The organism is Rhizobacter sp. J219 (assembly GCF_024700055.1).
Lineage (GTDB): Bacteria > Pseudomonadota > Gammaproteobacteria > Burkholderiales > Burkholderiaceae_C > Rhizobacter.
Genome location: NZ_JAJOND010000001.1, coordinates 2,217,282 through 2,240,224, shown reverse-complemented (window position 1 = coordinate 2,240,224; position 22,943 = coordinate 2,217,282). Strand labels below are relative to the sequence as shown.

Here is a 22,943-nt window from a genome sequence, read left to right as displayed (position 1 = left end):
GCGTCAGGCCACGCGCCCGAACCACCACACCGACAGGGCGGCCGACAGCAGCACCAGCAACGCGGCGCCTGCAGCGAAGAGCGCGGTGATCTCGGTTTCTTTCTTCTCGACGATGAGGCGCGAGCTGAGCGACTGGTAGACCTTCTTCAGGTCGTCGGCGGTGCCGGCGTAAAAGTACTCGGCACGCGTGGCGGTGGCCACGTTCTTCAACGTCTCTTCGTCGAGCCGCACGCGCATCGACCAGCCTTCGAAGCCGATGGTCTCGCCTTCCTTGGTGCCGATGCCGACCGAGTAGACCTTCACGCCGCGGTCGGCAGCCATCTTGGCGGCGTCCATCGGGTCGGGGCCGGTGGTGCGCTGGCCGTCGGTCAGGAGCACGATCGCGGCCGACGAGAACGAGCCTGGTGCCACCGGCGTGAATTCCTTCGGCGGCTTGTCGCCGGGGCCGATCGGCATGTTGCGCGCGCCGGTGATCTGCGAGAGGTCGATGCCCGCCTCGGGGAAGATGGTCGCAAGCGACAGCACGATGCCGCTGCCGATGGCGGTGCCGCGCTGCAGCTGGAAGCGGTCGATCGCGGCTTCGATGTCTTCCCGGTTGAGCGTCGGTGGTTGCACCACGGCGGCGGTGCCGGCGAACGACACCACGCCCACGCGTACGCTGCGGGGCAGATCCTTGAGGAAGGCCTTGGCGGCCTCTTGCGCGGCCACCATCCGGTTGGGCTGCACGTCGGTCGCGCGCATGCTGCCCGAGACGTCCATCGCGAGGATGATGGTTTCCTGCTGCAGCGGCAGCGTGACGACCGCCCGCGGACGGCTGGCTGCGACGAGCAGCGTGGCCAGGGCCAGCAGCATCAGCACCGGTGGCACGTGCCGGCGCCAGCCCGGGCCCTTGCCGGCCACCTGCTTGACGAGCGCCAGGTTGGCGAACTTGAGCGTGACTTTCTTGCGGCGCTTGAGCAGCCACCAATAGAGCAGCACCAGCAGCGGCAAGGCCGCCAGCGACCACAGGAACTCAGGCCACACGAAGCTCATGACGTCCTCCGGTGGTGTTGCCTTTCAGATGAGCCGGCATGCCGGCACCCGAGTTGAGCCGCATGCGCTGTTTGCGCAGATCGACGAAGCGCAAGAGCGTGGCGAGCAGGTCTTCATCGGTCGACAGTTCCAGCGTGTCGACGCCGGCACGGGCCAGCGACTCGCGCAGTGCGTCTTCCTGCTGCTCGGCCCCCTTCTCGTAGCGCGAGCGGAAGCCGGGGTCGTTGGTGTCGACCATGAACTGTTCGCCCGTTTCGGCATCCTGCAGCGTGACCATGCCGAGGTCGGGCAGGGCCATCTCCAGCGGGTCGTAGAGGCGCACTGCCAGCACGTCATGGCGCAGGCTGAGTTGCGCGAGCGCCGCGTCCCAGCCCGGCGTGCTGAGGAAATCGGAGACCACGAACACGGTAGAGCGTCTCGGCATCAAGGGCGCGGCGCGGCGCAGCAGGTCTTCGAGTTGCGTGGTGGTCGAGGCCTGCTTGGCCTGGTGCTTCATCATGCGCTGCAGCAGGTGCAGCACGTGCTGCCGCGAGCCCCGGGGCGGCAGCACCTCGCCGAGCGCGTCACCGTAGAGCATGGCGCCGACGCGGTTGCCGTGGCGCGTGAGCAGGCGCGCGAGCACCGCCACGAACTCGGCCGACACGCTGCGCTTGCTGCGCGCCGAGCCGAAGTCCACGCTGCCCGACAGGTCGAGCAGGAACCACGCCGTCAGCTCACGGTCTTCGGTGAATTCGCGCACATAGGGCTGCTGCAGCCGTGCGGTCACGTTCCAGTCGATGTGGCGCACGTCGTCGTGGTGCTGGTACTCGCGCAGGTCGGCGAGGTCGAGCCCCGCGCCGCGGAAGAGCGTGCGGTAGTCGCCCTGCAGCACGCCATCGAGACGGCGGATCACCGTCCACTCGAGGCGACGCAGGATGGCGTCAGGCGTTGGTGTCGACGGGGCGTCCATGCATGGGTTTGTCGGGTTTCGGCAGCTTGGCCGTGATGCGCTGGATGATCTGGTCGGCGCTCATGCCGTCGGCCAGGGCTTCGTAGCTCAGCACCAACCGGTGGCGCAGCACGTCGCCCACGAGATCGGCCACGTCTTCGGGCAACGCATAGCTGCGGCCGCGCAGCATGGCCATCGCGCGGGCACCTTCGATCAGGCCGATGGTGGCGCGCGGGCTCGCGCCGAAACTGATGTACTTGGCCAGCTCCTGCAGGCCGTGGCGCGCCGGCGTGCGGGTGGCGCCGACGATCTTCACCGCGTACTGCACGAGCGAAGGGTCGACGTAGACCTTGCGGCACTCGTGCTGCAGCTCGGCCAGCTGGCCCGTGCTCGCGATCGGGCTGATGGCCACCGGGTCGCCGGTCACGCGCTCGACGATCACGAACTCTTCTTCCTCGGTCGGGTAGTCGACCAGCACCTTCATCATGAAACGGTCGACCTGCGCTTCGGGCAGCGGGTAGGTGCCTTCGGTCTCGATCGGGTTCTGGGTGGCCATCACGAGGAAGGGCGAGGGCACCTTGTGCGTCTCGCCGGCGATCGTGACCTGGCGCTCCTGCATCACTTCGAGCAGCGCACTCTGGACCTTGGCCGGCGCACGGTTGATCTCGTCGGCGAGCAGCAGGTTGGCGAACACCGGCCCGAGCGAGGTGGCGAATTCGCCCGTCTTCTGGTTGTAGATGCGCGTGCCCACCAGGTCGGCCGGCACCAGGTCGGGCGTGAACTGGATGCGCTTGAAGCTGCCGCGCAGCGCGGTGGCGAGCGTCTTGACCGTCAGCGTCTTGGCGAGCCCAGGCACGCCTTCCACCAGCAGGTGGCCCTGCGCGAGCATGGCCACCATCACACGTTCGAGGAAACGGTCCTGGCCGACGACCACACGCTTCACCTCATAGAGGATCTGCTCCATGAGGGTGGCCGTCTTCGCGTGTTCGGTCATGAGGTCTCCTCAGAAAGGTGGCATTCCAGCAGCCGCGGCTGCGTTCTCGATGGGCACAGCAAATCCGATGCCGATGAAGGTGCGCTGCTCCGACGGGTTCAGGATGGCGGTGACGATGCCCACCACGCTGCCATCCATCGTGACCAGCGGCCCACCCGAATTGCCCGGGTTGGCGGCAGCATCGAACTGGATCAGGTTGGTCAGCTTGCGTTGTCCTTGCGGCGAGCGGAATTCCCGCCTCAGACCCGACACCACGCCGCCCGAGACGGACGGGCCGACGCCGAAGGGGTAGCCGACCGCGATCACTTCGTCGCCCGGCTGCAGGTCGGCGGTGGAGCGCATGGTGGCCGCCACCAGATCGTCGGGGATGCTGCGGGCGCGCAGCACGGCCAGATCGTGCTCAGGTTGCACGCCGATGAGCGTGGCATCCGATTCGCTGCCGTCGGCGAAGGTCACCTTCAGCCGTTTGGAGCCGGCCACCACGTGCAGGTTGGTGAGGATGGTGCCGTTGTCCACGATCACCACACCGGTGCCGATGGCATGGTTGGGCGTGGGCGGGCCGCCTTCCGGCCCGGTCTTTTTCTTTGCGGCCTTGCCGGGGGCGCGGGCTGCTGCTGCGGAGGCGGGGCATCGTCGGGTCCGTCGTCGCCTTCGACCCGCACGACCGAGGGGGCGATGGCGGCATGCGCGCGGGCGTAGGCCGAGGGCAGCGGGTCTTTTTCGAGCGAGCGGCGCACCGAGGCGTCGATGTCTTTCTGCGTCAGCAGCTGGTTGCCCGGTGCGAAGGCGCGCTGGCTCAAGGCGCCAAGTGTGACGAGCATGAGGCCGACCAGCGCCCAGGCCGTCCGCTCGCGCCAGGGGGAAGGCCGTCTGCCCGCGCTCGCCGCGGTCGTTGCGGCGCCCGGGGGGGCGGTGGCGGCGGCAGGTGCCGTGTCGCCGGAGGTGGGCCGCGGCGCGGCGGCGGTCGCGGGCTGCGACGTCTGTCGCGGCGAGCGGCTGTAAAGCGGAGCCTTTCTCATGCCTGCCACCTCCTGCGGGGGCGTTCGCGGGGAACTGCTGGATTCCGAACACCTTCGCCGCGCGCACGACCGCATCGGCGACATGCACACCGTATCACGCCGCAAGCTTCCGTGCATGCCCAAGGCATCATCGGGCCATGCGCTGGATCGACACCCACTGCCACCTCGATGCCCCCGAGTTCGACCCCGACCGCGACGCCGTGGTCGAGCGTGCCCGCACGGCCGGGGTGGTGATGCAGGTGCTGCCGGCGGTGGCACGTGCGAACTTCGACACGGTGCGCACGCTCGCCCACCGGCATGGCCTGGCCTATGCGCTCGGCGTCCATCCGCTTTGCGTGAACGATGCCACGGAATCCGACCTGTCGGCACTGCGCGAAGCGCTGCACGCCCACCGCGACGACCCACGCCTGGTGGCGGTCGGCGAGATCGGGCTTGACCATTTCGTGCCCGGGCTTGATCAGGCCAAGGCGCAGCACTTTTACGTGGAGCAGCTCAAGCTCGCCCAGGCCGCCGGCCTGCCGGTGCTGCTCCACGTGCGGCGCTCTGCCGACGCCTTGCTCAAGCAACTGCGCCGCATTCCGGTGCAGGGCATCGCCCATGCCTTCAACGGCAGCGAGCAGCAGGCGCAGGTCTTCATCGACCTCGGCTTCAAGCTGGGCTTCGGCGGGGCGATGACCTTCGACCGAGCGCTGCAGATCCGCCGCTTGGCCGAGAGCGTCCCGGCCGACAGCCTCGTGCTGGAGACCGATGCGCCCGACATCTCGCCGCATTGGCTCTACCGCACGGCGGCGCAACGTTCGGCCGGCGAGACCTCGCGCAACGAGCCGGCGCAGCTGCCGCGCATCGCGCAGACGCTCGTCGAGCTGCGCGGCTGGTCGCTCTCCGAAGCCGCCGGCATCACCTGGCGCAACGCGCAGGCCGCGCTGCCCCGTCTGGCGGGCCTTGCTGCTCTGGCAGACTGACGGGCCCATGCCCATTGCTCCCATCGAACCCACCGACTCGCCCGACCTCCTGCGCGGCCTGCCACCCGTCATCGACCGCCGCACCCGCCTGCTCGTGCTGGGCAGCTTCCCGAGCGTGGCGTCGCTCCAGGCGGGGCAGTACTACGCCCACCCGCGCAACCATTTCTGGCCGCTGCTGTCGGCGCTGTGGAATGTGGACCTGCGGGCACTGGCCTACCCCCGGCGGCTGCAGGAGGTGCTGCAGCGTGGCCTCGGCATCTGGGACGTCTATGCCCACTGCCGGCGCGAGGGCAGCCTCGACAGTGCGATCCGCGACGCCGAATTCAACGACCTCGGGGGCGTGAAGGCGCATGCACCGCAGTTGCAAGGCGTGGCCCACAACGGCGGTGAGTCGGCACGTGGGATGCGTTTCACCAAGACGCTCGGCCTCGCGGTCTGGCGCCTTCCCTCCACCAGCCCGGCCAACGCCTCGTGGAGCTTCGAGCGCAAGCTGGCCGCCTGGCGCGAGGCCTTTGCGGCGCACGGCATCGCATGACGAAGACCACCAAGGCGCGCCAGGACATGGCCCCCGCCACGATCTCCGAGTTCGAAGGTGTGCGCTACCTGCACCTCGGCACGCCCTGGGTGCAGGGCGCGATGCGCGTGCGCAAGCCCCATGCGCTTGAGACTCGAATATGTGCAGCGCATGATGGTCTGGCTGCTGTTTCGCAACCCGGCCTACGTGGGCAAGGCGCATGCGGTGCAGCTGGGCCTGGGCTCGGCGTCGATCACGCGCTTCTGCCACCGCAACCTGCGCATGAAGACGACCGCGGTCGAGCTTCAACCCGACGGTCATCACCGCCTGCCGCATGTGGTTCAACCTGCCGGCCGACGACGCAAAGCTCACCGTGCTGAACCAGGACGCGGCCGACTACGTGGCCGATGCGGCCCACATCGGCACCGCCGACGTGCTCAACGTCGACCTCTACGACCACGATGCCGCCAGCCCCGTGCTCGACGACCAGGCCTTCTACGACGCGTGCCACCGGCTGCTGGCCGACGAGGGCGTGATGACGGTCAACCTCTTCGGCCGCGATGCGAGCTTCGAGCGCAGCGCGGCGCGCATCGCGCAGGCCTTCGGCAGCGACCCGGTGCGCAGCCTGCGCCCCACCAAGGAAGGCAACACCATCGTCGTTGCCTTGAAGGGCATGGCCATGCCCGAGCGCGACCTGCTTGCCGCACGAGCGGAAACCATTGAAACTCGGTACGCATTGCCGGCCCGCAAGTGGCTGCGCATGATCCGCGCATTGCCGGGCCCCGATGCACCGGCCGACGAGACGACATGAGCACAGCTTCTTCGCCCACCGCAAAGCCCACCAAGCCCGTCAAGCAGGTGTCGCACCCGGCCGGCCGGCTCGACTGGCGGCGCCTGCTGCGCTGGCTGCACGAAGACGGCATCATCAGCTCGGCCATGCACGAGCAGACCGCGCAGCGCTTCGCCGCCGGCGACAGCATCCAGCACCCGCTCGTGCGCCTGGCCAACGCGCAGCTGTTGCACGCCAAGAACGGCAAGCCGCTCGACGTCGACATGCTCTCGGAGTGGCTGGCCGGCCACATCGGCATGCCCTTCGTGCGCATCGACCCGCTGAAGGTCGATGTGGGCCGGGTGGCCGACGTGATGTCAATCACCTACGCCGAGCGGCGGCGGGCGCTGCCGCTGCAGTTCGGCCTCAACGAAGTGACGGTGGCCACCAGCGAGCCCTTCGACCTGGCCTGGGTGCCTGAGATCGAGGCGCACACCAAGAAGACGCTCCGGATGGTGCTGGCCAACCCGGTCGACGTCGCTAAGTTCACCACCGAGTTCTACACGCTGCAGCGTTCGGTGCGCGCCGCCATCAAGACCGGCGAGCAGTCGGCTCAGGCGAGCTTCGAGCAGCTGGTCGAGCTTGGCAAGACCAACAAGCAGCTCGACGCCAACGACCAGGGCGTGGTGCAGGTGGTCGACTGGCTATGGCAATACGCCTTCGACCAGCGCGCGAGCGACATTCACCTGGAGCCGCGCCGCGAGCTGAGCGTGATCCGCTTTCGCATCGATGGCGTGATGCACACCGTCTACCAGCTGCCCCCCGGCGTGATGAACGCGATGACCGCGCGCATCAAGCTGCTCGGCCGCATGGACGTGGTGGAGAAGCGCCGCCCGCTCGACGGCCGCATCAAGACGCGCAACCCCCAGGGCGACGAAGTCGAAATGCGTCTGTCGACCATCCCCACCGCTTTCGGCGAGAAGCTGGTGATGCGCATCTTCGACCCCGACACCACGGTCAAGAACCTCGATGCGCTCGGTTTCGGTGCACACGATGCGCAGCGCTGGGAGGGCCTTGTCTCGCGCCCGCACGGCATCATCCTCGTGACCGGCCCCACCGGCTCCGGCAAGACGACCACGCTCTATTCCACGCTGCGGCGCCTGGCCACCGACGAGGTCAACGTCTGCACCATCGAAGACCCGATCGAAATGATCCAGCCGGCGCTCAACCAGACGCAGGTGCAGCCGGCGATCGACCTCAACTTCTCGGAAGGCCTGCGCGCCCTGATGCGCCAGGACCCGGACATCATCATGGTCGGCGAAATCCGCGACCTCGAAACCGCCGAGATGGCGATCCAGGCCGCGCTCACCGGCCACCTCGTCTTCAGCACCCTTCACACCAACGATTCGGCCTCGGCCATCACCCGCCTCACCGACCTGGGTGTGCCGCCCTACCTGATCGGCGCGACCGTGATCGGCGTGCTCGCGCAGCGCCTGGTGCGCACGCTCTGCGCGAGCTGCAAGCAGCCCGATGCGCACACCACCGCCGAGGCCATCGACGAGGTGATCAAGCCCTGGCGCATCAACGGCCGCGTCGCGGCCTACAAGCCGGTCGGCTGCCTCGAATGCCGCATGACCGGCTACCGCGGCCGGGCCGGCCTCTACGAACTCCTGACCGTGAGCGAAGCAGCCAATGCGTTCATCCACCCTCAGCCCGACATCGCCAAGCTGCGCAAGCAGTCTTTGACCGAAGGCCTGCGGCCCTTGCGCCTGGCCGGTGCGATGAAGGTCGCCGAAGGTGTGACCACGCTCGAAGAAGTGTTGCGTTCCACCCCGGCGTGGGACGTGTGAGCGGCGCTCGTTCCGCGCAGCGAGACATGCACACCGGTACGTGTAAACCACACACGGCGCCCTAGGGTGTGCTGCCTAGAATCCTCCGACTGATTGTTGCGAGGAGCGGGCGTTGAAAATCAAGAGCGAAAAAGACTTCTGGTCCGGGATCATGTTCCTGGTGGTCGGCATCGTGTTTGCGGTGGGTGCCACCAACTACAGCATGGGCACCTCGGCACGCCCGGGGCCCGGTTACTTCCCGCTGATCCTGAGCATCATCCTCGCCATCCTCGGCGCGATCGTGCTGTTCAAGTCGCTCACGATCGAAACCGAAGGTGGCGACAAGATCGGCCACATCGCATGGCGCCCGCTGCTGGTGGTCGTGGCCTCGATTGCGATGTTTGCGGTGCTGCTGCCGCGCCTGGGCATGTTTCTCACGATCCCGGTGCTGATCGTCATGGTCAGCTTCGCGGGCGACGAATTCAAGTGGAAAGGCGTGCTCATTGCGGCCGTCGTTCTCACGATCTTCTCGTGGCTGGTCTTCGTCAAGGGCCTCGGCCTGACGATTCCCGTGTTGCCCAGCTTCATCGCCAACTGACAGACCGACAAGCCGAACGAGGGTCAAGAACATGAGTGAGTTGCTCAGCAATCTGGCGTTGGGTTTCGGGGTGGCCTTCACCGCCCAGAACCTGCTCTACGCCCTGGGGGGATGTCTTCTCGGCACGCTGGTGGGCGTGCTGCCCGGCCTCGGGCCGGTGGCGACCATCGCGATGCTGCTGCCGTCGATCTACGCGCTCGACCCGACGGCCGCGCTCATCATGCTGGCCGGCATCTACTACGGCTCGCAGTACGGTGGCTCGACCACCGCCATCCTGATCAATGTGCCTGGTGAGTCGGCCTCGGTCGTGACCGCGATCGACGGCTACCAGATGGCACGCCAGGGTCGCGCTGGCGCGGCCCTCGCGGCCGCCGGCCTGGGCTCCTTCTTCGCCGGCTGCGTGGGCACCATCGTGATCGCGGCCTTCGCGCCGCCGCTCACCGAGCTGGCCTTCAAGTTCGGCCCGCAGGAGTACTTCTCGCTGATGGTGCTGGGCCTGATCGGTGCGGTGGTGCTGGCCTCGGGCTCGCTCATCAAGGCCATCGCGATGATCATCCTCGGCCTCACGCTCGCGCAGATCAACACCGACGTGATCTCCGGCACCGCCCGCTACAGCTTCGACATCCCCGAGCTGACCGACGGCATCGGCTTCGTGGTGATCGCGATGGGCATCTTCGGCTTCGGCGAGATCATCGCCAACCTCGGCCAGCCGGCCGAGAAGCGCGAGGTCTTCACCAAAGACGTGAAGGGCCTGTGGCCCACCAAGCAGGACTTCAAGGACGCCACCCCCGCCGTGCTGCGCGGCACCGCGCTGGGCTCGGTGCTGGGCGTGCTGCCGGGCGGCGGCGCGCTGCTGTCGTCGTTTGCCGCCTACACGATGGAAAAGAAGATCGCCGGCGCCAACGGCCGCTTCGGCAAGGGCGACATCCGCGGCGTGGCAGGCCCCGAGTCGGCCAACAACGCCGGCGCGCAGACCTCGTTCATCCCGATGCTCACGCTCGGCATTCCGCCCAACGCGGTGATGGCGCTGATGGTGGGCGCGATGACGATCAAGGGCATCCAGCCCGGCCCGCAGGTGATGACGAGCAACCCGCAGCTCTTCTGGGGTCTGATCGCCTCGATGTGGATCGGCAACCTGATGCTGGTGGTGCTCAACCTGCCGCTGATCGGCATCTGGATCAAGCTCTTGACGGTGCCGTACCGCTTCCTGTTCCCGGCGATCACGCTCTTCTGCTGCATCGGCGTGTACACCCTCAACAACAACAACTGGGATGTGTACCTCACGGCGGTGTTCGCGGTGATCGGCTACCTGTTCTACAAGCTCGGCTGCGAAGGTGCGCCGCTGCTGCTGGGCTTCATCCTCGGGCCCATGATGGAAGAGAACCTGCGGCGTGCGCTGCTGCTGTCGCGCGGCGACTGGTCGACCTTCATCGTGCGCCCGCTGTCGGCCGGCCTGCTGATCGCAGCCGTGCTGATGATCGTGGTGGTGATGCTGCCGTCGATCAAGAAGAAGCGCGAAGAGGCATTCGTCGACGACTGACGCCGGCCGCATCGCACCGACAAGCCGCCCTCCGAGGCGGCTTGTTCTTTTGGAAGACGACGTGCCTTGCCGAATGGGGCTACGCTTGAGGCCCCCAGCGCTCCAGACAACACCGCCGAGGACTCTGCGCATGACCCACGATTTCGACTGGACCACCGGCTACGCCACGCAGCGGCTGCCTGTCTTCGGGCGCAATGTCGTCTCCACCTCGCACCCCCTGGCCGCACAGGCCGGCATGCGCATGCTGATGAAAGGCGGCAACGCCGTCGATGCGGCCATTGCTGCCGCCAGCGTGATGACGATCGTCGAGCCGGTGAGCAACGGCCTCGGCTCCGATTCGTTCTGCATCCTCTGGGACGGCCAGCAACTGCACGGCCTCAATGCGTCGGGCCGTGCGCCCGGCGCGTGGACGCCTGGGTACTTCAAGACCAAGTACGGTGACGACGCCCGGCACCCGCCGCAGCGGGGCTGGGACAGCGTCACCGTGCCGGGTGCCGTGGCGAGCTGGGTGGCCCTGAGCGAACGCTTCGGCAAGCTGCCCTTCGCCGACCTGCTCGAGCCTGCGATCGACATCGCCGAGCGCGGCTATGCGGTGCCGGTGGTGGTGCAGCAGAAGTGGGCGGCGGCCGTGCCGCTGCTGCACGAACTGCCGGGGTTTGCGCAGGCCTTCATGCCGCATGGCCGCGCGCCCGCGGTGGGCGAGCTGTTCCGCTTCCCGGCTGCGGCGAAGTCTCTGCGCCTGATCGCGCAAAGCAAGGGGGCGGCGTACTACGGCGGCGAAATCGCCGAGGCTGCGGCACGCCATGCACGCGAGCACGGCGGCACGATCACCGCCGCCGATTTCGCGGGCTACACGCCCGAGTGGGTCACGCCCATCGGCAAGCCCTACGGCAGCCACACCTTGCACGAGATCCCGCCCAACGGGCAGGGCATCGCGGCGCTGATCGCGCTCGGCATCCTGTCGCACTTCGACCTGGCCTCGCTGAAGGTCGACGGGGTCGACTCGCAGCACCTGCAGATCGAGGCGATGAAGCTCGCCTTCGCCGACGTCTACCGCTTCGTCGCCGAGCCGGCAAGCATGGAGGTCACGGCCGAGCAGCTGCTCGACGACGCCTACCTCGCCTCGCGCGCCAAGCTCATCGACATGAAGCGCGCGCAGGACTTCGGCGCCGGCAATCCGGTGAAGGGCGGCACCATCTACCTCACCGCCGCCGACGAGCGCGGCATGATGGTGAGCTTCATCCAGAGCAACTACCAGGGCTTCGGATCGGGTGTGGTGGTGCCGGAGTACGGCCTGTCGATGCAGAACCGCGGCCACGCCTTCAGCCTCGACGCGAAGAGCGCCAACGTGGTGGCGCCGGGCAAGCGGCCGTTCCACACCATCATTCCGGCCTTCCTCACGAAAGACGGCAAACCGGTGATGAGCTTCGGCGTGATGGGCGCCAACATGCAGCCGCAAGGGCATCTGCAGACGGTGGTGCGCATGCTCGACTACCGCCAGCACCCGCAGGCGGCCTGCGACGCGCCGCGCTGGCGCTTCAACGCGGGCCTCGAGATCAACGTCGAGAGCGCGATGAACCCGGGGACGGTGCAAGGCCTTGCCGAGCGCGGCCACGTGATGGAAGTCATCAACGACTCGTACCAGGACTTCGGCGCCGGCCAGTTCATCTGGCGGCTGGGCGACCCGGCGGTGGAAGGCTACGTGGCGGCCAGCGACCCGCGGCGCGATGGGCAGGCGGTGGTGTCCTGAGCATGACGTCGGGTTCCCTTGCGGCCGGCGTGCCGCACAAGGCTTTGTGGCCGGGCTTCGTCTTTGCCGTGCTCGGCGCGGTCGCCTTCTCGGGCAAGGCCATCATCGTCAAGCTCGCCTATCGCCATGGGGTGGATGCGGTCACGCTCATCATGTACCGCATGCTGTTCGCTTTGCCGATGTTCCTCGTCTTGTCGTGGTGGGCGGGGCGCGGCAAGGCGCCGCTCACGCGCCGCGACTGGCTGGCTGTCACCGGCCTCGGCTTCAGCGGCTACTACCTCGCAAGCTTTCTCGACTTCGCCGGCCTGCAGTACATCACCGCGAGCCTCGAGCGGCTCATCCTGTATCTCAACCCGACGCTGGTGCTCTTCCTCGGCGTGCTGCTCTTCAAGCAGAAGGTCACGAAGCGGCAGCTCATCTCGCTGGCGGTCAGCTATTGCGGCGTGCTGCTGGTGTTCGGCCACGAGGTGACGCTGCTCGGCAGCAACGTGGCGCTCGGCGCGGCCCTCGTCTTCGGCAGCATGGTGAGTTACGCGCTCTACCTCGTCTTCAGCGGCGAAGAGGTCAAGCGCCTGGGCGCGCTGCGCCTGACGGGCCTGGCGACGTCGATTGCCTGCGTGCTGTGCATCGCGCAGTTCTTCCTGCTGCGGCCGGTGAGCGCGATGGCGGTGGCGCCCGAGGTGATCTGGCTCAGCGTGCTCAACGCGGTGGCCTGCACCTTCTGCCCGGTGCTGCTGGTGATGCTGGCCATCGAACGCATCGGCGCCTCGATGGCCACGCAGGTGGGCATGTTCGGGCCGCTGTCGACGATCCTGATGGGCGTGGTGATCCTCGGTGAGCCGTTCACGGCCTGGATCGCCGCCGGCACGGTTCTGGTTCTTGCGGGCATCTGGTTGCTCGCCAAATGGAGGTAGTTCATGGATCTCGGTATCGCAGGCAAGTGGGCGCTGGTGTGTGCGGCCAGCAAGGGGCTCGGCAAGGGCTGCGCGCAGGCGCTGGTCCAGGACGGTGTCAACGTCGTCATCACCGCGCGTGGCGCCGAGGCACTCGAAGCGACCGCCGATGAGCTACGCGCGTTGAAAGGGGGCGAAGTGCGCGCGGTCGCCGGCGACATCACCACACCCGAAGGCCGTGCGGCGGCACTTGCGGCCTGCCCGCAGGTCGACATCCTCATCAACAACGCGGGCGGCCCGCCGCCGGGCGACTTCCGCGACTGGGACCGCGACGCGTGGATCAAGGCACTCGACGCCAACATGCTGACGCCCATCGAGCTGATGAAGGCGGTGGTCGACCCGATGATGGCGCGCGGCTTCGGGCGCATCGTCAACATCACCTCGGCGGCGGTGAAGGCGCCGATCGACATCCTCGGCCTGTCGAACGGTGCGCGCTCCGGTCTCACCGGCTTCACGGCGGGGCTGGCGCGCAAGACGGTCGCCAAGGGCGTGACGATCAACAGCCTTTTGCCCGGCCCCTTCGACACCGACCGCCTGCGGGTGACGATGGCCGGTGCTGCCAAGGCAGGCGGCGTGGGCATCGACGTGATCGCGGACCAGCGCCGCAAGCAGAACCCTTCCGGCCGCTTCGGCACGCCGGTGGAATTCGGCGCGATGTGCGCCTTCCTCTGCAGCGTGCATGCGGGGTTCATCACCGGTCAGAACATCCTGATGGATGGGGGGGCTTACCCCGGCACGTTTTAGGTCGGAGCGCGTGCGCTCGTCGGAGCGGCGCATCGGCCACGGGGTGAGGGGCTCCGTTCATGTCCCTCCTTGGTGGACGCTCCCGCGTCCACCAATTCCTTCCTTCACTTCACTCCGCCCCTCACCCCGTGGCCGATGCGCGATGCGCACCTGCACTTCGGAGGCGGGCATGGTTCCAAAGGTGCCGGCACGCTGGGCTGGGGTGTCGCACGGAGCGAAGTAAAGGAGGAGAAAGAGATCGCGGGAGCGATCTCTTTCGGGGGACATGAGCGGAGTGCGACACCCCAGCCCAGCGTGCTAGCTCCGACTCAGCGCCGAGAGTTCACCACGATCCCCGCCCCGATCAGCACAAACGCCCCCACGTGATACCAGCGTGGCGGCTCGCCCAGCCACAAGGCCGACATCAGCGCCGCAAACACCGGCGTCAGGTTGCTGAAGAACGCTGCAATCGCCGGCCCGACCGTCGACACACCCTCGCCCCAGAAGCGATAGGCGAGCAGTGACGGCCCGATGGCCACATAGGCCAGTGCGAGCACCACCCAGGGTGACCAGTGGATGCTCGCCGGGCTCACGACCGATTCAACCCCTGCGGCCAGGCCTGCCCACACCGTGCCGAAGATCATCTGCACGACGAGCAATTCCGCCCAGCCCCAGTCGGGCCGCGCCTCGCCGCGCATGTGCGCAGGCGGGCGCGCGAGCAGCCAGCTGTACCAGGCCCACAGGGCGATGGCGATGAGCATCAGCACGTCGCCGGGCAGCAGGTGCAGGTTAAGCAGCACGGTCGGGTCGCCGCGCGAGATCACGAGGGCCACGCCGGCGAGCGAGAGCAGGGCGCCGACGATCTGCTGGCGCGTGGGGTGCTCGCGGTAGAAGATCGCGCCCACCGCCAGCATCCACAGCGGCATGCTCGAGATGATGAGCGTGACGTTGATCGGCGTGGAGGTCTGAAGCGCCAGGTACTGCAGCGAGTTGTAGGTGCCCACGCCGAGGATGCCGATCAACGCCAGGTAGGGCCAGCGCTCGCGGATGTCTTGCGGGCGGCGCCACAGCTTGGTGGCGAAGGGCAGCAGCAGCACCAGCGCGATGGCCCAGCGCATCGCGCTCAGGGCCATCGGCGGCACGGTGCCGACGAGTGCCCGGCCGACCACCGCGTTGCCGGCCCACAGCAGCGGCGGCAGGGTGAGCAAGAAGGCGATGCGGGGCGTGAGGTGCTGCGGCGACGACATCCCCCGAGTGTCTCAGGGCTTGGGCAGCGTGCCCGTCACCCCGTCGACAAACCAGTTCATCTTGGCCAGCGTGGCGTCGTCCATCGTGCCGGTGTCCTGGCGGACGCTGCCGGTGCTGTCGACCAGGCGGCCCGAGAAGGGGTGGAACTTGCCCTTCACGATGTCGGCCTCGCGAGCCTTCACGAGCTTCACCACCTCGGTGGGGACGGTGGGCGAGAAGGGCGCGAAGGCGATGAAGCCGTCTTTCATGCCGCCCCACACCGGCTTGGCCTGCCATGTGCCCTTGCGCACGGCGTCGGCCACGCGCGTGTAGTACGCGCCCCACTGGTGGGTGATGGCGGTGAGCTGCGCGTCGGGCGCGTGGCGGCTCATGTCACTCTGGTAGGCGATCACGCGCACGCCCTTGCTGGCGAAGTGCGCCTGCGCCGTCTGCGGCACGGCGGGCGAGCCGCTGTGGTTGGTCAGCACGTCGGCACCCTGGTGGATGAGTGAGGTGGCGGCTTCACGCTCGCGCGGTGGATCGAACCAGGTGTTGAGCCACACCACCTTGACCTGCGCCTTGGGGTTGGCCTCGCGCATGCCGAGCGCAAACGCGTTGATGCCCTGCACGACCTCGGGCACCGGGAAGCCGGCCACGTAGCCGGCGATGCCGCTCTTGCTGGTCTTGCCCGCGAGCAGGCCGGCCAGGTAGCGGGCCTCGTAGAAGCGGGCGTTGTAGGTGTTGAGGTTCTTCGCGGTCTTGAAGCCGCCGGCGTGTTCGAACACCACGTCGGGGTGGTCGGCGGCCACGCGCAGCGCCGGCTCCAGGTAGCCGAAGCTGGTGGCGAAGATGAGCTTGTGGCCCTGGGCGACGAGGTCGCGCATCACACGCTCCGAATCGGCCCCTTCGGCCACGGCCTCGACGGCGGTGGTGCTCACCTGCGTGCCGAGGGCCTTCTCCATCGTGAGGCGACCCTGGTTGTGCTGATAGGTCCAGCCGGCGTCGCCGATCGGGCTCACGTAGACGAAGCCGACCTTCAGCGGTGCGGGGGTCTGCGCGAGGGCGGGTGTTGACGCTGCAAGTGCAGCGAGCATCGCGGCCAGGAGGCCGCGGGCGAGGTTTTTGAACATGGTGTTCCTCTACATGGCCCCAAGGTTGAAAGCGAAACCGCCTGCGGGGGCACGCAGGCGGCTCGAAGGCCCGGATTGTCGCAGACGCACTTTTGTGGGGCACGGCCGCTGGCTTCTCCCTAGAGCTTGGGACAGGGCACGCCCTGAGCCTCAGCCGAGAACTAATCATCAAAATGCGCGGGATCGTGAAGTGCCAAGCCGCTGTTTGTGGAACTTTCCCATTGCGTAGGGCGGGCGCTCGCTTCAAGAATGGATCGAACAACTTCTCGGAGACAGCGCATGGAACGAGCCGGTCGTCGAATGGTGATGGGCATGCTGGCAACAGCGTTGCTGTCGGCGGGATCGTCGGCGTGGGCCCAGGTCGCGGCGGCGCCTGCTGTCGCCGCGTCGGCCGCCACGGTGTTCAACGGTGCCGACACCGCGTGGATGCTGATCTCCACCGTGCTCGTCATGCTGATGACGATGCCCGGCATCATGCTCTTCTACGGCGGCATGCTGCGCTCGAAGAACGCGCTCTCCATCGTGGCGCACACGGTGGCCGGGGCGTCGGTCATCACCGTGCTGTGGGCGATGTTCGGCTACTCGATCGCCTTCACCTCGGGCGGCCCCTGGTTCGGTGACATGTCGCGCATGTTTGCCGAAGGGCTGATCGGTTCGAAGGTCGGCGCGCATGTCTCGGCGCCCACGCTGCCCGAGCCGGTGTTCTTCCTCTTCCAGCTCTCGTTCGCGATCATCACCTTCGCGCTCGTGCTGGGCGCCACCGCCGAGCGCATGCGCCTCGGAGTGACGATCGCCTTCGCGGCGCTCTGGAGCCTGCTGGTCTACGCGCCCATCGCCCACTGGATCTGGCACCCCAACGGCTGGCTCGCCAAGATGGGCCACATGGACTTCGCCGGTGGCACCGTGGTGCACATCGCCTCGGGCGTGACGGGGCTGGTGGCCGCCGTCGTGCTCGGGCCGCGGCGCGGCTTCGGCAAGGAGCCGATGGTGCCGCACAACCTGATGCTGACGGTGCTCGGCGCGGGCCTGCTGTGGGCCGGCTGGTTCGGCTTCAACGCCGGCTCGGCCTTCGAGGCCGGCCCGCGTGCGGCCGGGGCACTGCTGGCCACGCAGGTGGCGGCATGTGCCGGCGCCATGCTGTGGGGCTTCTGTGAATACATCCGCCGCGGTCAGTGGAGCGTGCTCGGCATGATGACGGGCGCCATCGCCGGCCTCATCGCCGTGACGCCGGCCTCGGGCTACGTGGGCATCAACGGCGCGCTGTGCATCGGCTCGCTGGCGGGCGTGGTGTGCTTCTTCGCCGTCGTCTACTTCAAGTCGATCACCGGCATCGACGATGCGCTCGACGTGTTTGCGCTGCACGGCATCGGCGGCCTGGTCGGCACGGTGCTGACGCCGGTGTTCGCACTGACCGCCGTCGCGCCGGTGACCGCCACGGTGTGGACCAACACCCTCGGTGCGCTGGCCGTGATGGCCTACGCCGGCGTCGCCACCTGGATCATCCTGAAGGCGCTCTCGCTGGTGACCCGGCTGCGCGTCGGCGCGGCCCAGGAGAACGTGGGGCTCGACATCTCCGAGCACGGTGAGATGCTGGCCCCGACCGCTTCGCCACAGGCCTGATCGCAAACGACCGAGGCACGATGAGCACGACCACCATGGATAGCGGCGCCAACGACAGCCAGCTGATGAACTACCTGGTGCGCATGATCGTGCCGATGCGGCGCGAGTTCGGGCGCAGCGTCGACGTGCAGCAGTTCATGCACGACTTTGCCTACGCCCGGGAGGTCATCGACCAGGCCTTGGGCAGCCAGGATGCCCGCCTGCGTGAATACGCCAACTACGTGCAGCAGCGGTACCACGGAGCGCGTGTGGCCGACTCGCCGCCACCTGCTGCCAGGGCCCCGATGTCGAGCGAGGCGGTCGAGCCGAAGGCGACCCCTGCTTCCGGCACCGCGGCCGACGAGGCTGAGCTGCGGGCTCGCATGCTCAAGAAGTACACGAGCGGCCTGCGCTGAGGCGCCACCATCGGCGGCCAGCGCTTCAGTAGCGGCTGGCTTCCGAGCCGAGGGCCGAGCGGGCCGCCGCCAGCTCGCGCACGTTCTTGGCCGCGGGCATGCGCATGTCGGCCTTGCGGCGAGCGAGTTCACCTTCCTTGGGTCGCGGCACCCGCGGGCGGATGACCGCCGGCACGCCCACTGCGATGGAGTCCGACGGCACATCGGTGATGACCACCGCGTTGGCGCCGATCATCACGTTGTCGCCGATGGTGATGGAGCCGAGGATCTTCGCACCCGCGCCGATGTCGACGTTGTGGCCGATCACCGGGGCGACCGGCTCATCGGTGTGGCGCAGGCCGACGCACACGTCGTGGCGCAGGCGGCAGTTGTCGCCGAACTTCGCATAGCCGCTGACGATGATGCCGCCGAAGTGGTCGATGATGAAGTTGCGTCCGACTTCCACTTCACACGGCAAGTCGATGCCGGTGAGGATCTGGACAAACTTGTACGCTATCTTGTAGAGCAGCGACAGGGGCTTGCGCACGAGCGCCGGCTTGATGCCGTAGCGCCAGCGCCCGAAGCGGTAGACGAGCATGACCCAGAAGCCCTGCTCCCACCAGCGTCCTCGGTAATTGCGCAAGTCTGCGCGAATGTGTTCGAACATGGACGCGAAGGGTAGGGCCGCCGTGTGACGGCTGTCTGTAGGACGGCGCCTCCTTCTTCGCAGGCGCGTCGTCAGGAGAAGGCGGCAGCCAGCTTCTCCCGCCAAGCCTGTTTGTCGCCCGCGGGCGCAAAGCTGGCGTCGATGCTGTTGAGTGCGAGCTGGTAGGCCTCTCTGGCGCCCAGCGAGGGCAGTGACTCGAACGTCTCCAGAAAGTTCTGGTTGATATAGCCCCCGAAGTACGCAGGGTCGTCGGAGTTGATGGTCACGCAAAGACCCGCGGCCAGCAGCGCGGCGAGGTTGTGCTGGTCCAAGGTCTTGAACACACACAGTTTCACATTCGACAGCGGGCACACGGTGAGCGGCACCTTTTCGGCCGCCAGGCGCTGCACGAGCTTCGGGTCTTCGACGCAGCGCACGCCGTGGTCGATGCGCTCGACCTTGAGCACGTCGAGCGCGTTCCAGATGTACTCGGCCGGGCCTTCCTCGCCGGCGTGGGCCACGAGGCGCAGGCCCATCTCGCGGCACTTGGCGTAGACCCGTGCGAACTTCTCCGGCGGGTTGCCGCGCTCGCCGCTGTCGAGCCCCACGCCGACGAAGTGCGAACGCCACGGCAGGGCGTCTTCCAGCGTGGCGAAGGCCGCTTCTTCGCTGAGGTGGCGCAGGAAGCACATGATCAGCAGTGAGCTCACGCCGAGGTCGCGCTTCGCCGTCTCGCAGGCGCGGGTGAGGCCCTTGATGACCGTCTCGAAGCTCACGCCGCGCTCGGTGTGCGTCTGCGGGTCGAAGAAGAGCTCGGCGTGCACGACGTTGTCGGCCTTGGCGCGGCGGAAATAGGCCATGGCCATGTCGAAGAAGTCTTCTTCCTTCAGGAGCACGCTGGCCCCAGCGTAGTAGATGTCGAGAAAGCTCTGCAGGTCGGTGAAGGCGTAGGCTTTTCGCAGGGCTTCGACGCTCGCGTAGGCGAGCTTCACGCCGTTACGCTGCGCGAGCTGGAAGATCAGCTCGGGCTCCAGCGAGCCTTCGATGTGCAGGTGCAGCTCGGTCTTGGGCATCGTGCGCAGCAGCTCGGGCAGGCGCGCGCGCGGGATCTTGGCGAAGTCGGGCAGGGTCGTCATCAGCACACTCCAAACGTGATGCCGCGTTCATTCAGGAAGCGGCGGTAGGTGGCGGAACTGCGGTCGGCGGCGCAATGCACTTCGCCCCCGCTCAAGGGCAGGCGCTTGGGGCTTTGCGATTCGAGCACCGGCTGGTCCTGCAGAAAGATCGTGTCCTGGAAGCTTCGCAGTTCGGCCTCGGCCGAGTCGAAGTCGGTCACCGCCAGGCGGAACCAGACCCGGCTGCGCTCTGGGTCGACGGGGCAGACGAAGAGTCCGATCACGTCCTGATACCCCGCTTGGGCTTGCGGCAGCTTGGTGAGCTGCGCGCTGTAGGGGCCGGTCAGCTCGTAGCGGTATTCGACCTGGCTGCCCTCCGTCGACAGCCGGTTGCTCTGCGGTTGCCACGCGGTGCAGCCGTGGGCGACGAAGCCCTGCGGCGTGGTCTCGATGCGGTAGGCGTCGAGCGCCGTGTGGCTCCGGTCGCCGAGCCAGCCGTCGTGCACGAAACCGAAGTGCGCGAGGTCGAGGAAGTTCTCGACGATGCGCGGTGCGCTGGACTGCACCTCGTAGGGGCCGCAGAGCAGCTTGCGCAGGCGCGTGTCGAGTTCGGCGCCGAAGGCGGGTGGGGTGGTGTCTGCCGCCTGCAGGCGCAGCCACACGAGGCCATGCCGTTCCTGAAGCTCGTGGGTGCAGACCGCGTGCGAGGCCGGGGGGGTGAAGCTCGGCAGGGCCGGGATGTGCCGGCACTGGCCGCCGGCATCGAATTGCCAGCCGTGGTACGGGCACTCCAGGCGCGAGCCCGCCGCGTCGTGCAGCACACGCCCGAGCGAAAGCCGCGTGCCGCGGTGCGGGCACTTGTCGGGGAAGGCGTGGGCGGTGCCGCTCGCATCGCGCCACAGCGCGAAGTCCTGCGACAGCAGGCGTACCGGCAAGGGCACATCGGCCACAAGCGCTTCGCTCGCGGCCACCGGGTGCCAGAGGGTCGACTCGATCATGGTCAATGGCTTCCAGACAACGAAGGCCGCACGGTGGCGGCCTTCGTCATCGACAACATGCCGTGGGCTTACTTCCCGCCCGGCACCTTGCCTTCGACGCCCTTCACGTAGAAGTTGACGCCACCGAGGAATTTGTCGTCGGCGACGGTGTCTTTCTTGACCACTTCCTTGCCGTCCTGGCCGAGGATGGGGCCCTTCCAGATCACGAACGAGCCGTCTTTCAGACCGGCCTTCACCGTCTCGACCTTGGTCTTGATCTCGGCCGGCACCTTGTCAGAGATCGACACGATGTCGATCGCGCCTTCCTTCACGCCCCACCACACGCTGCCGGTCTGCCAGGTGCCTTCGAGCGCGTCTTTGGTGGCCTTGATGTAGTACGGCGACCAGTTGATGATGGCCGAGGCGAGGTGCGCCTCGGGTGAGTACGACGACATGTCGCTGTCCCAGCCGAAGGCGAGCTTGCCTGCCTTGCCGGCGGTCTTGAGCACCGCCGAGGAATCGGTGTTCTGGAAGAGCACGTCGGCGCCGCCGTTGATCAGCGATTGCGCGGCCTCGGTTTCCTTCGGCGGGTCGAACCACTTGTTGACCCAGACCACCTTGGTCTTGATCTTGGGGTTCACCGACTGGGCGCCCAGCGTGAAGCTGTTGATGTTGCGGATGACCTCGGGGATGGGCACCGAGCCCACGATGCCCAGCGTGTTCGACTTGGTCATCGCCCCCGCGATGATGCCGGCCATGTATGCGCCTTCGTACGTGCGGCTGTCGTAGGTGCGCATGTTCTCGGCCGTCTTGTAGCCGGTGGCGTGTTCGAACTTCACGTCCTTCGCTTCTGGTGCGATCTTGAGCATCGAGTCCATGTAGCCGAAGGTGGTGCCGAAGATGAGCTTGTTGCCCTGGCTGATCATGTCGCGGAACACACGCTCGGCGTCGGCGGCCTCGGGCACGTTTTCCACGAAGCTCGTGACCACCTTGTCGCCGAATTCCTTCTCGATGGCCTTGCGCGCGTTGTCGTGCGCGAAGGTCCAGCCGCCGTCGCCCACCGGGCCGACGTAGGCGAAGGCAATCTTCAGCGGGGCTGGCTTGGCCGGGGCCGAAGCGGCGGCCACCGGGGCCGAGGCCGCGGGCGCTGCCGCTTCTTCCTTCTTGCCGCAGCCCACCAGCGCCGCTGCGGCTGCGAGGGTGCTCCACCCTGCGATCTTCAGCAGGGAACGTTTAGAGGATGAGGTCATGTCTTCTCCAGATGAAAAGTCTGCGCTTGTGGCGCGAGCGACGAGGTGGGTGCAACAGCGCGTCGAATTATCAGCTCCCAGGAAAGAACGGCTTGCCCAGCGAGGCCGGCATGTTCACGCGGATCCAGGTGGCGTTGCGCGAGATCAGCACGAGCACGGCGATGGTGGCGACGTAGGGCAGCATGGTCAGCAACTGGCTCGACACCTGCACGCCTTCGCCTTGCAGGTGGAACTGCAGCATGGTCACGCCGCCGAACAGGTAGGCGCCGAGCAATACCCGTGCCGGGCGCCAGGTGGCGAAGGTGGTGAGCGCGAGCGCGATCCAGCCCTTGCCGGCCACCATGCCCTCGACCCACAGCGGCGTGTAGACGGTGGAGATGTAGGCGCCTGAAATGCCGCACAGCGCCCCGCCCACCATCACGGCCAGCAGCCGGATGCGCCGCACCGGGTAGCCGAGCGCATGCGCCGATTCGGGCGACTCGCCGACCGCGCGCAGCACCAGGCCCGATCGTGAGCGGTAGAGGAACCAGGCGAGCGCGACCGTGAGCGCAATCGCCACGTAGACCATCGCGTGCTGGCGAAAGAAGGCCGGCCCAACGAAAGGGAGGTCTCCAAGCAGCGGGACGTGGATCGGCGGCCGCTCGGGCAGGCGCTCCTGCGTGTACTTGATGCCCATGAAGGCCGAGAAGCCGGCACCGAAGAGGCTCAGCGCGAGGCCCGTCGCGTACTGGTTGGTGTTGAGCCAGATCACGAGCAGGCCGAAGGCGGCGGCGAGCAACGCGCCCGCCAGTGCGCCTGCTGCGAGGCCGAGCCACGGGTTGCCGGTGTGCACGGCGGTCGCGAAGCCGGCAATGGCCGCCACGAGCATCATCCCCTCGGCGCCGAGGTTGACGATGCCGGCGCGTTCGTTGATGAGCAGGCCGAGCGCGGCGAAGGCGATCACGGTGCCCGCATTGAGGGTGGCGGCGATGAGCAGGGCGAAGGCGTCCATCA

Annotated in this window: 22 protein-coding genes and 1 pseudogene; 11 read left to right on the top strand and 12 right to left on the bottom strand. The window is 67.6% G+C overall.

All coding sequences use genetic code 11. From position 1 onward, the window contains the following. Positions 1-3: 3 nt before the first annotated feature. Genes LRS03_RS10150 through LRS03_RS27035 form a run of 5 tightly spaced genes read right to left on the bottom strand, consistent with a single transcriptional unit; the run spans position 4 to position 3,775 of the window. Positions 4-1,032: a VWA domain-containing protein gene (locus LRS03_RS10150; RefSeq protein ID WP_257825314.1), complete on the bottom strand. Its 1,029-nt coding sequence runs from the start codon at positions 1,030-1,032 to the stop codon at positions 4-6. After that, positions 1,013-1,981 carry a DUF58 domain-containing protein gene (locus tag LRS03_RS10145; protein WP_257825313.1) on the bottom strand — a complete coding sequence of 323 codons (969 nt, stop codon included), beginning with the start codon at positions 1,979-1,981 and terminating at the stop codon, positions 1,013-1,015. The genes LRS03_RS10150 and LRS03_RS10145 overlap by 20 nt, the downstream gene beginning before the upstream one ends. Then, complete coding sequence (locus LRS03_RS10140; RefSeq protein WP_257825312.1) at positions 1,953-2,954, bottom strand: AAA family ATPase; 1,002 nt, start codon at positions 2,952-2,954, stop codon at positions 1,953-1,955. Before LRS03_RS10140 ends, LRS03_RS10145 begins: the two co-directional genes overlap by 29 nt. A gap of 9 nt (positions 2,955-2,963) precedes the next feature. After that, positions 2,964-3,479, bottom strand: a complete 516-nt coding sequence (locus LRS03_RS27040) for a S1C family serine protease (protein WP_489739917.1) — start codon at positions 3,477-3,479, stop codon at positions 2,964-2,966. Beyond that, positions 3,473-3,775, bottom strand: coding sequence for a hypothetical protein (locus tag LRS03_RS27035; protein ID WP_489739916.1), 303 nt, complete (start codon positions 3,773-3,775; stop codon positions 3,473-3,475). The genes LRS03_RS27040 and LRS03_RS27035 overlap by 7 nt, the downstream gene beginning before the upstream one ends. A gap of 335 nt (positions 3,776-4,110) precedes the next feature. Here LRS03_RS27035 and LRS03_RS10130 point away from each other — a divergent pair, with 335 nt between their 5' ends. The 9 genes and pseudogenes from LRS03_RS10130 (at position 4,111) to LRS03_RS10090 (ending at position 13,632) form a co-directional block, all read left to right on the top strand. After that, positions 4,111-4,935, top strand: a complete 825-nt coding sequence (locus LRS03_RS10130; protein WP_257825311.1) for a TatD family hydrolase — start codon at positions 4,111-4,113, stop codon at positions 4,933-4,935. Positions 4,936-4,942: 7 nt separating this feature from the next. After that, entirely contained in the window at positions 4,943-5,470 is a 528-nt protein-coding gene (locus LRS03_RS10125; RefSeq protein ID WP_257825310.1) for a DNA-deoxyinosine glycosylase, read from the top strand. Then, positions 5,467-6,260: pseudogene (locus tag LRS03_RS26865) on the top strand (spermine/spermidine synthase domain-containing protein). Before LRS03_RS10125 ends, LRS03_RS26865 begins: the two are co-directional and overlap by 4 nt. Then, positions 6,257-8,068, top strand: a complete 1,812-nt coding sequence (gene tfpB, locus LRS03_RS10115; RefSeq protein ID WP_257825309.1) for a type IV pilus assembly ATPase TfpB — start codon at positions 6,257-6,259, stop codon at positions 8,066-8,068. Before LRS03_RS26865 ends, tfpB begins: the two are co-directional and overlap by 4 nt. Before the next feature lie 112 nt (positions 8,069-8,180). Beyond that, positions 8,181-8,645 carry a tripartite tricarboxylate transporter TctB family protein gene (locus LRS03_RS10110; RefSeq protein WP_257825308.1) on the top strand — a complete coding sequence of 155 codons (465 nt, stop codon included), beginning with the start codon at positions 8,181-8,183 and terminating at the stop codon, positions 8,643-8,645. 31 nt (positions 8,646-8,676) lie between these two features. Further along, positions 8,677-10,185 carry a tripartite tricarboxylate transporter permease gene (locus LRS03_RS10105; protein WP_257825307.1) on the top strand — a complete coding sequence of 503 codons (1,509 nt, stop codon included), beginning with the start codon at positions 8,677-8,679 and terminating at the stop codon, positions 10,183-10,185. Between the two features lie 130 nt (positions 10,186-10,315). Further along, the gene (locus LRS03_RS10100; RefSeq protein ID WP_257825306.1) at positions 10,316-11,935 is read left to right on the top strand and encodes a gamma-glutamyltransferase family protein; all 1,620 of its coding nucleotides are present in this window, start codon (positions 10,316-10,318) and stop codon (positions 11,933-11,935) included. 2 nt (positions 11,936-11,937) lie between these two features. Beyond that, positions 11,938-12,849: a DMT family transporter gene (locus LRS03_RS10095; RefSeq protein ID WP_257825305.1), complete on the top strand. Its 912-nt coding sequence runs from the start codon at positions 11,938-11,940 to the stop codon at positions 12,847-12,849. Positions 12,850-12,852: 3 nt separating this feature from the next. Beyond that, positions 12,853-13,632 carry an SDR family oxidoreductase gene (locus tag LRS03_RS10090; protein ID WP_257825304.1) on the top strand — a complete coding sequence of 260 codons (780 nt, stop codon included), beginning with the start codon at positions 12,853-12,855 and terminating at the stop codon, positions 13,630-13,632. A 308-nt stretch (positions 13,633-13,940) separates the two neighbouring features. Here LRS03_RS10090 and LRS03_RS10085 read toward each other — a convergent pair whose 3' ends face one another. Both LRS03_RS10085 and LRS03_RS10080 read right to left on the bottom strand, forming a co-directional pair. After that, the gene (locus tag LRS03_RS10085; protein WP_257825303.1) at positions 13,941-14,858 is read right to left on the bottom strand and encodes a DMT family transporter; all 918 of its coding nucleotides are present in this window, start codon (positions 14,856-14,858) and stop codon (positions 13,941-13,943) included. Between the two features lie 12 nt (positions 14,859-14,870). Next, entirely contained in the window at positions 14,871-15,968 is a 1,098-nt protein-coding gene (locus LRS03_RS10080; RefSeq protein WP_257825302.1) for a BMP family ABC transporter substrate-binding protein, read from the bottom strand. Positions 15,969-16,247: 279 nt separating this feature from the next. Between LRS03_RS10080 and LRS03_RS10075 the strand changes: the two genes are divergently transcribed. Then, positions 16,248-17,588 carry an ammonium transporter gene (locus tag LRS03_RS10075; RefSeq protein WP_257825301.1) on the top strand — a complete coding sequence of 447 codons (1,341 nt, stop codon included), beginning with the start codon at positions 16,248-16,250 and terminating at the stop codon, positions 17,586-17,588. A 20-nt stretch (positions 17,589-17,608) separates the two neighbouring features. Beyond that, positions 17,609-17,983, top strand: coding sequence for a hypothetical protein (locus LRS03_RS10070; RefSeq protein WP_257825300.1), 375 nt, complete (start codon positions 17,609-17,611; stop codon positions 17,981-17,983). Positions 17,984-18,008: 25 nt separating this feature from the next. Here LRS03_RS10070 and LRS03_RS10065 read toward each other — a convergent pair whose 3' ends face one another. The 5 genes from LRS03_RS10065 to LRS03_RS10045 form a co-directional block, all read right to left on the bottom strand. Continuing rightward, complete coding sequence (locus tag LRS03_RS10065) at positions 18,009-18,629, bottom strand: serine O-acetyltransferase (protein WP_257825299.1); 621 nt, start codon at positions 18,627-18,629, stop codon at positions 18,009-18,011. Positions 18,630-18,700: 71 nt separating this feature from the next. Further along, positions 18,701-19,744: an adenosine deaminase gene (locus LRS03_RS10060; RefSeq protein WP_257825298.1), complete on the bottom strand. Its 1,044-nt coding sequence runs from the start codon at positions 19,742-19,744 to the stop codon at positions 18,701-18,703. Beyond that, positions 19,744-20,721, bottom strand: a complete 978-nt coding sequence (locus tag LRS03_RS10055) for an aromatic ring-hydroxylating oxygenase subunit alpha (protein ID WP_257825297.1) — start codon at positions 20,719-20,721, stop codon at positions 19,744-19,746. Before LRS03_RS10055 ends, LRS03_RS10060 begins: the two co-directional genes overlap by 1 nt. Before the next feature lie 68 nt (positions 20,722-20,789). Continuing rightward, positions 20,790-21,950, bottom strand: a complete 1,161-nt coding sequence (locus LRS03_RS10050) for a BMP family ABC transporter substrate-binding protein (RefSeq protein ID WP_257825296.1) — start codon at positions 21,948-21,950, stop codon at positions 20,790-20,792. A gap of 70 nt (positions 21,951-22,020) precedes the next feature. Beyond that, entirely contained in the window at positions 22,021-22,941 is a 921-nt protein-coding gene (locus tag LRS03_RS10045) for an ABC transporter permease (RefSeq protein WP_257825295.1), read from the bottom strand. Positions 22,942-22,943: the final 2 nt, after the last annotated feature.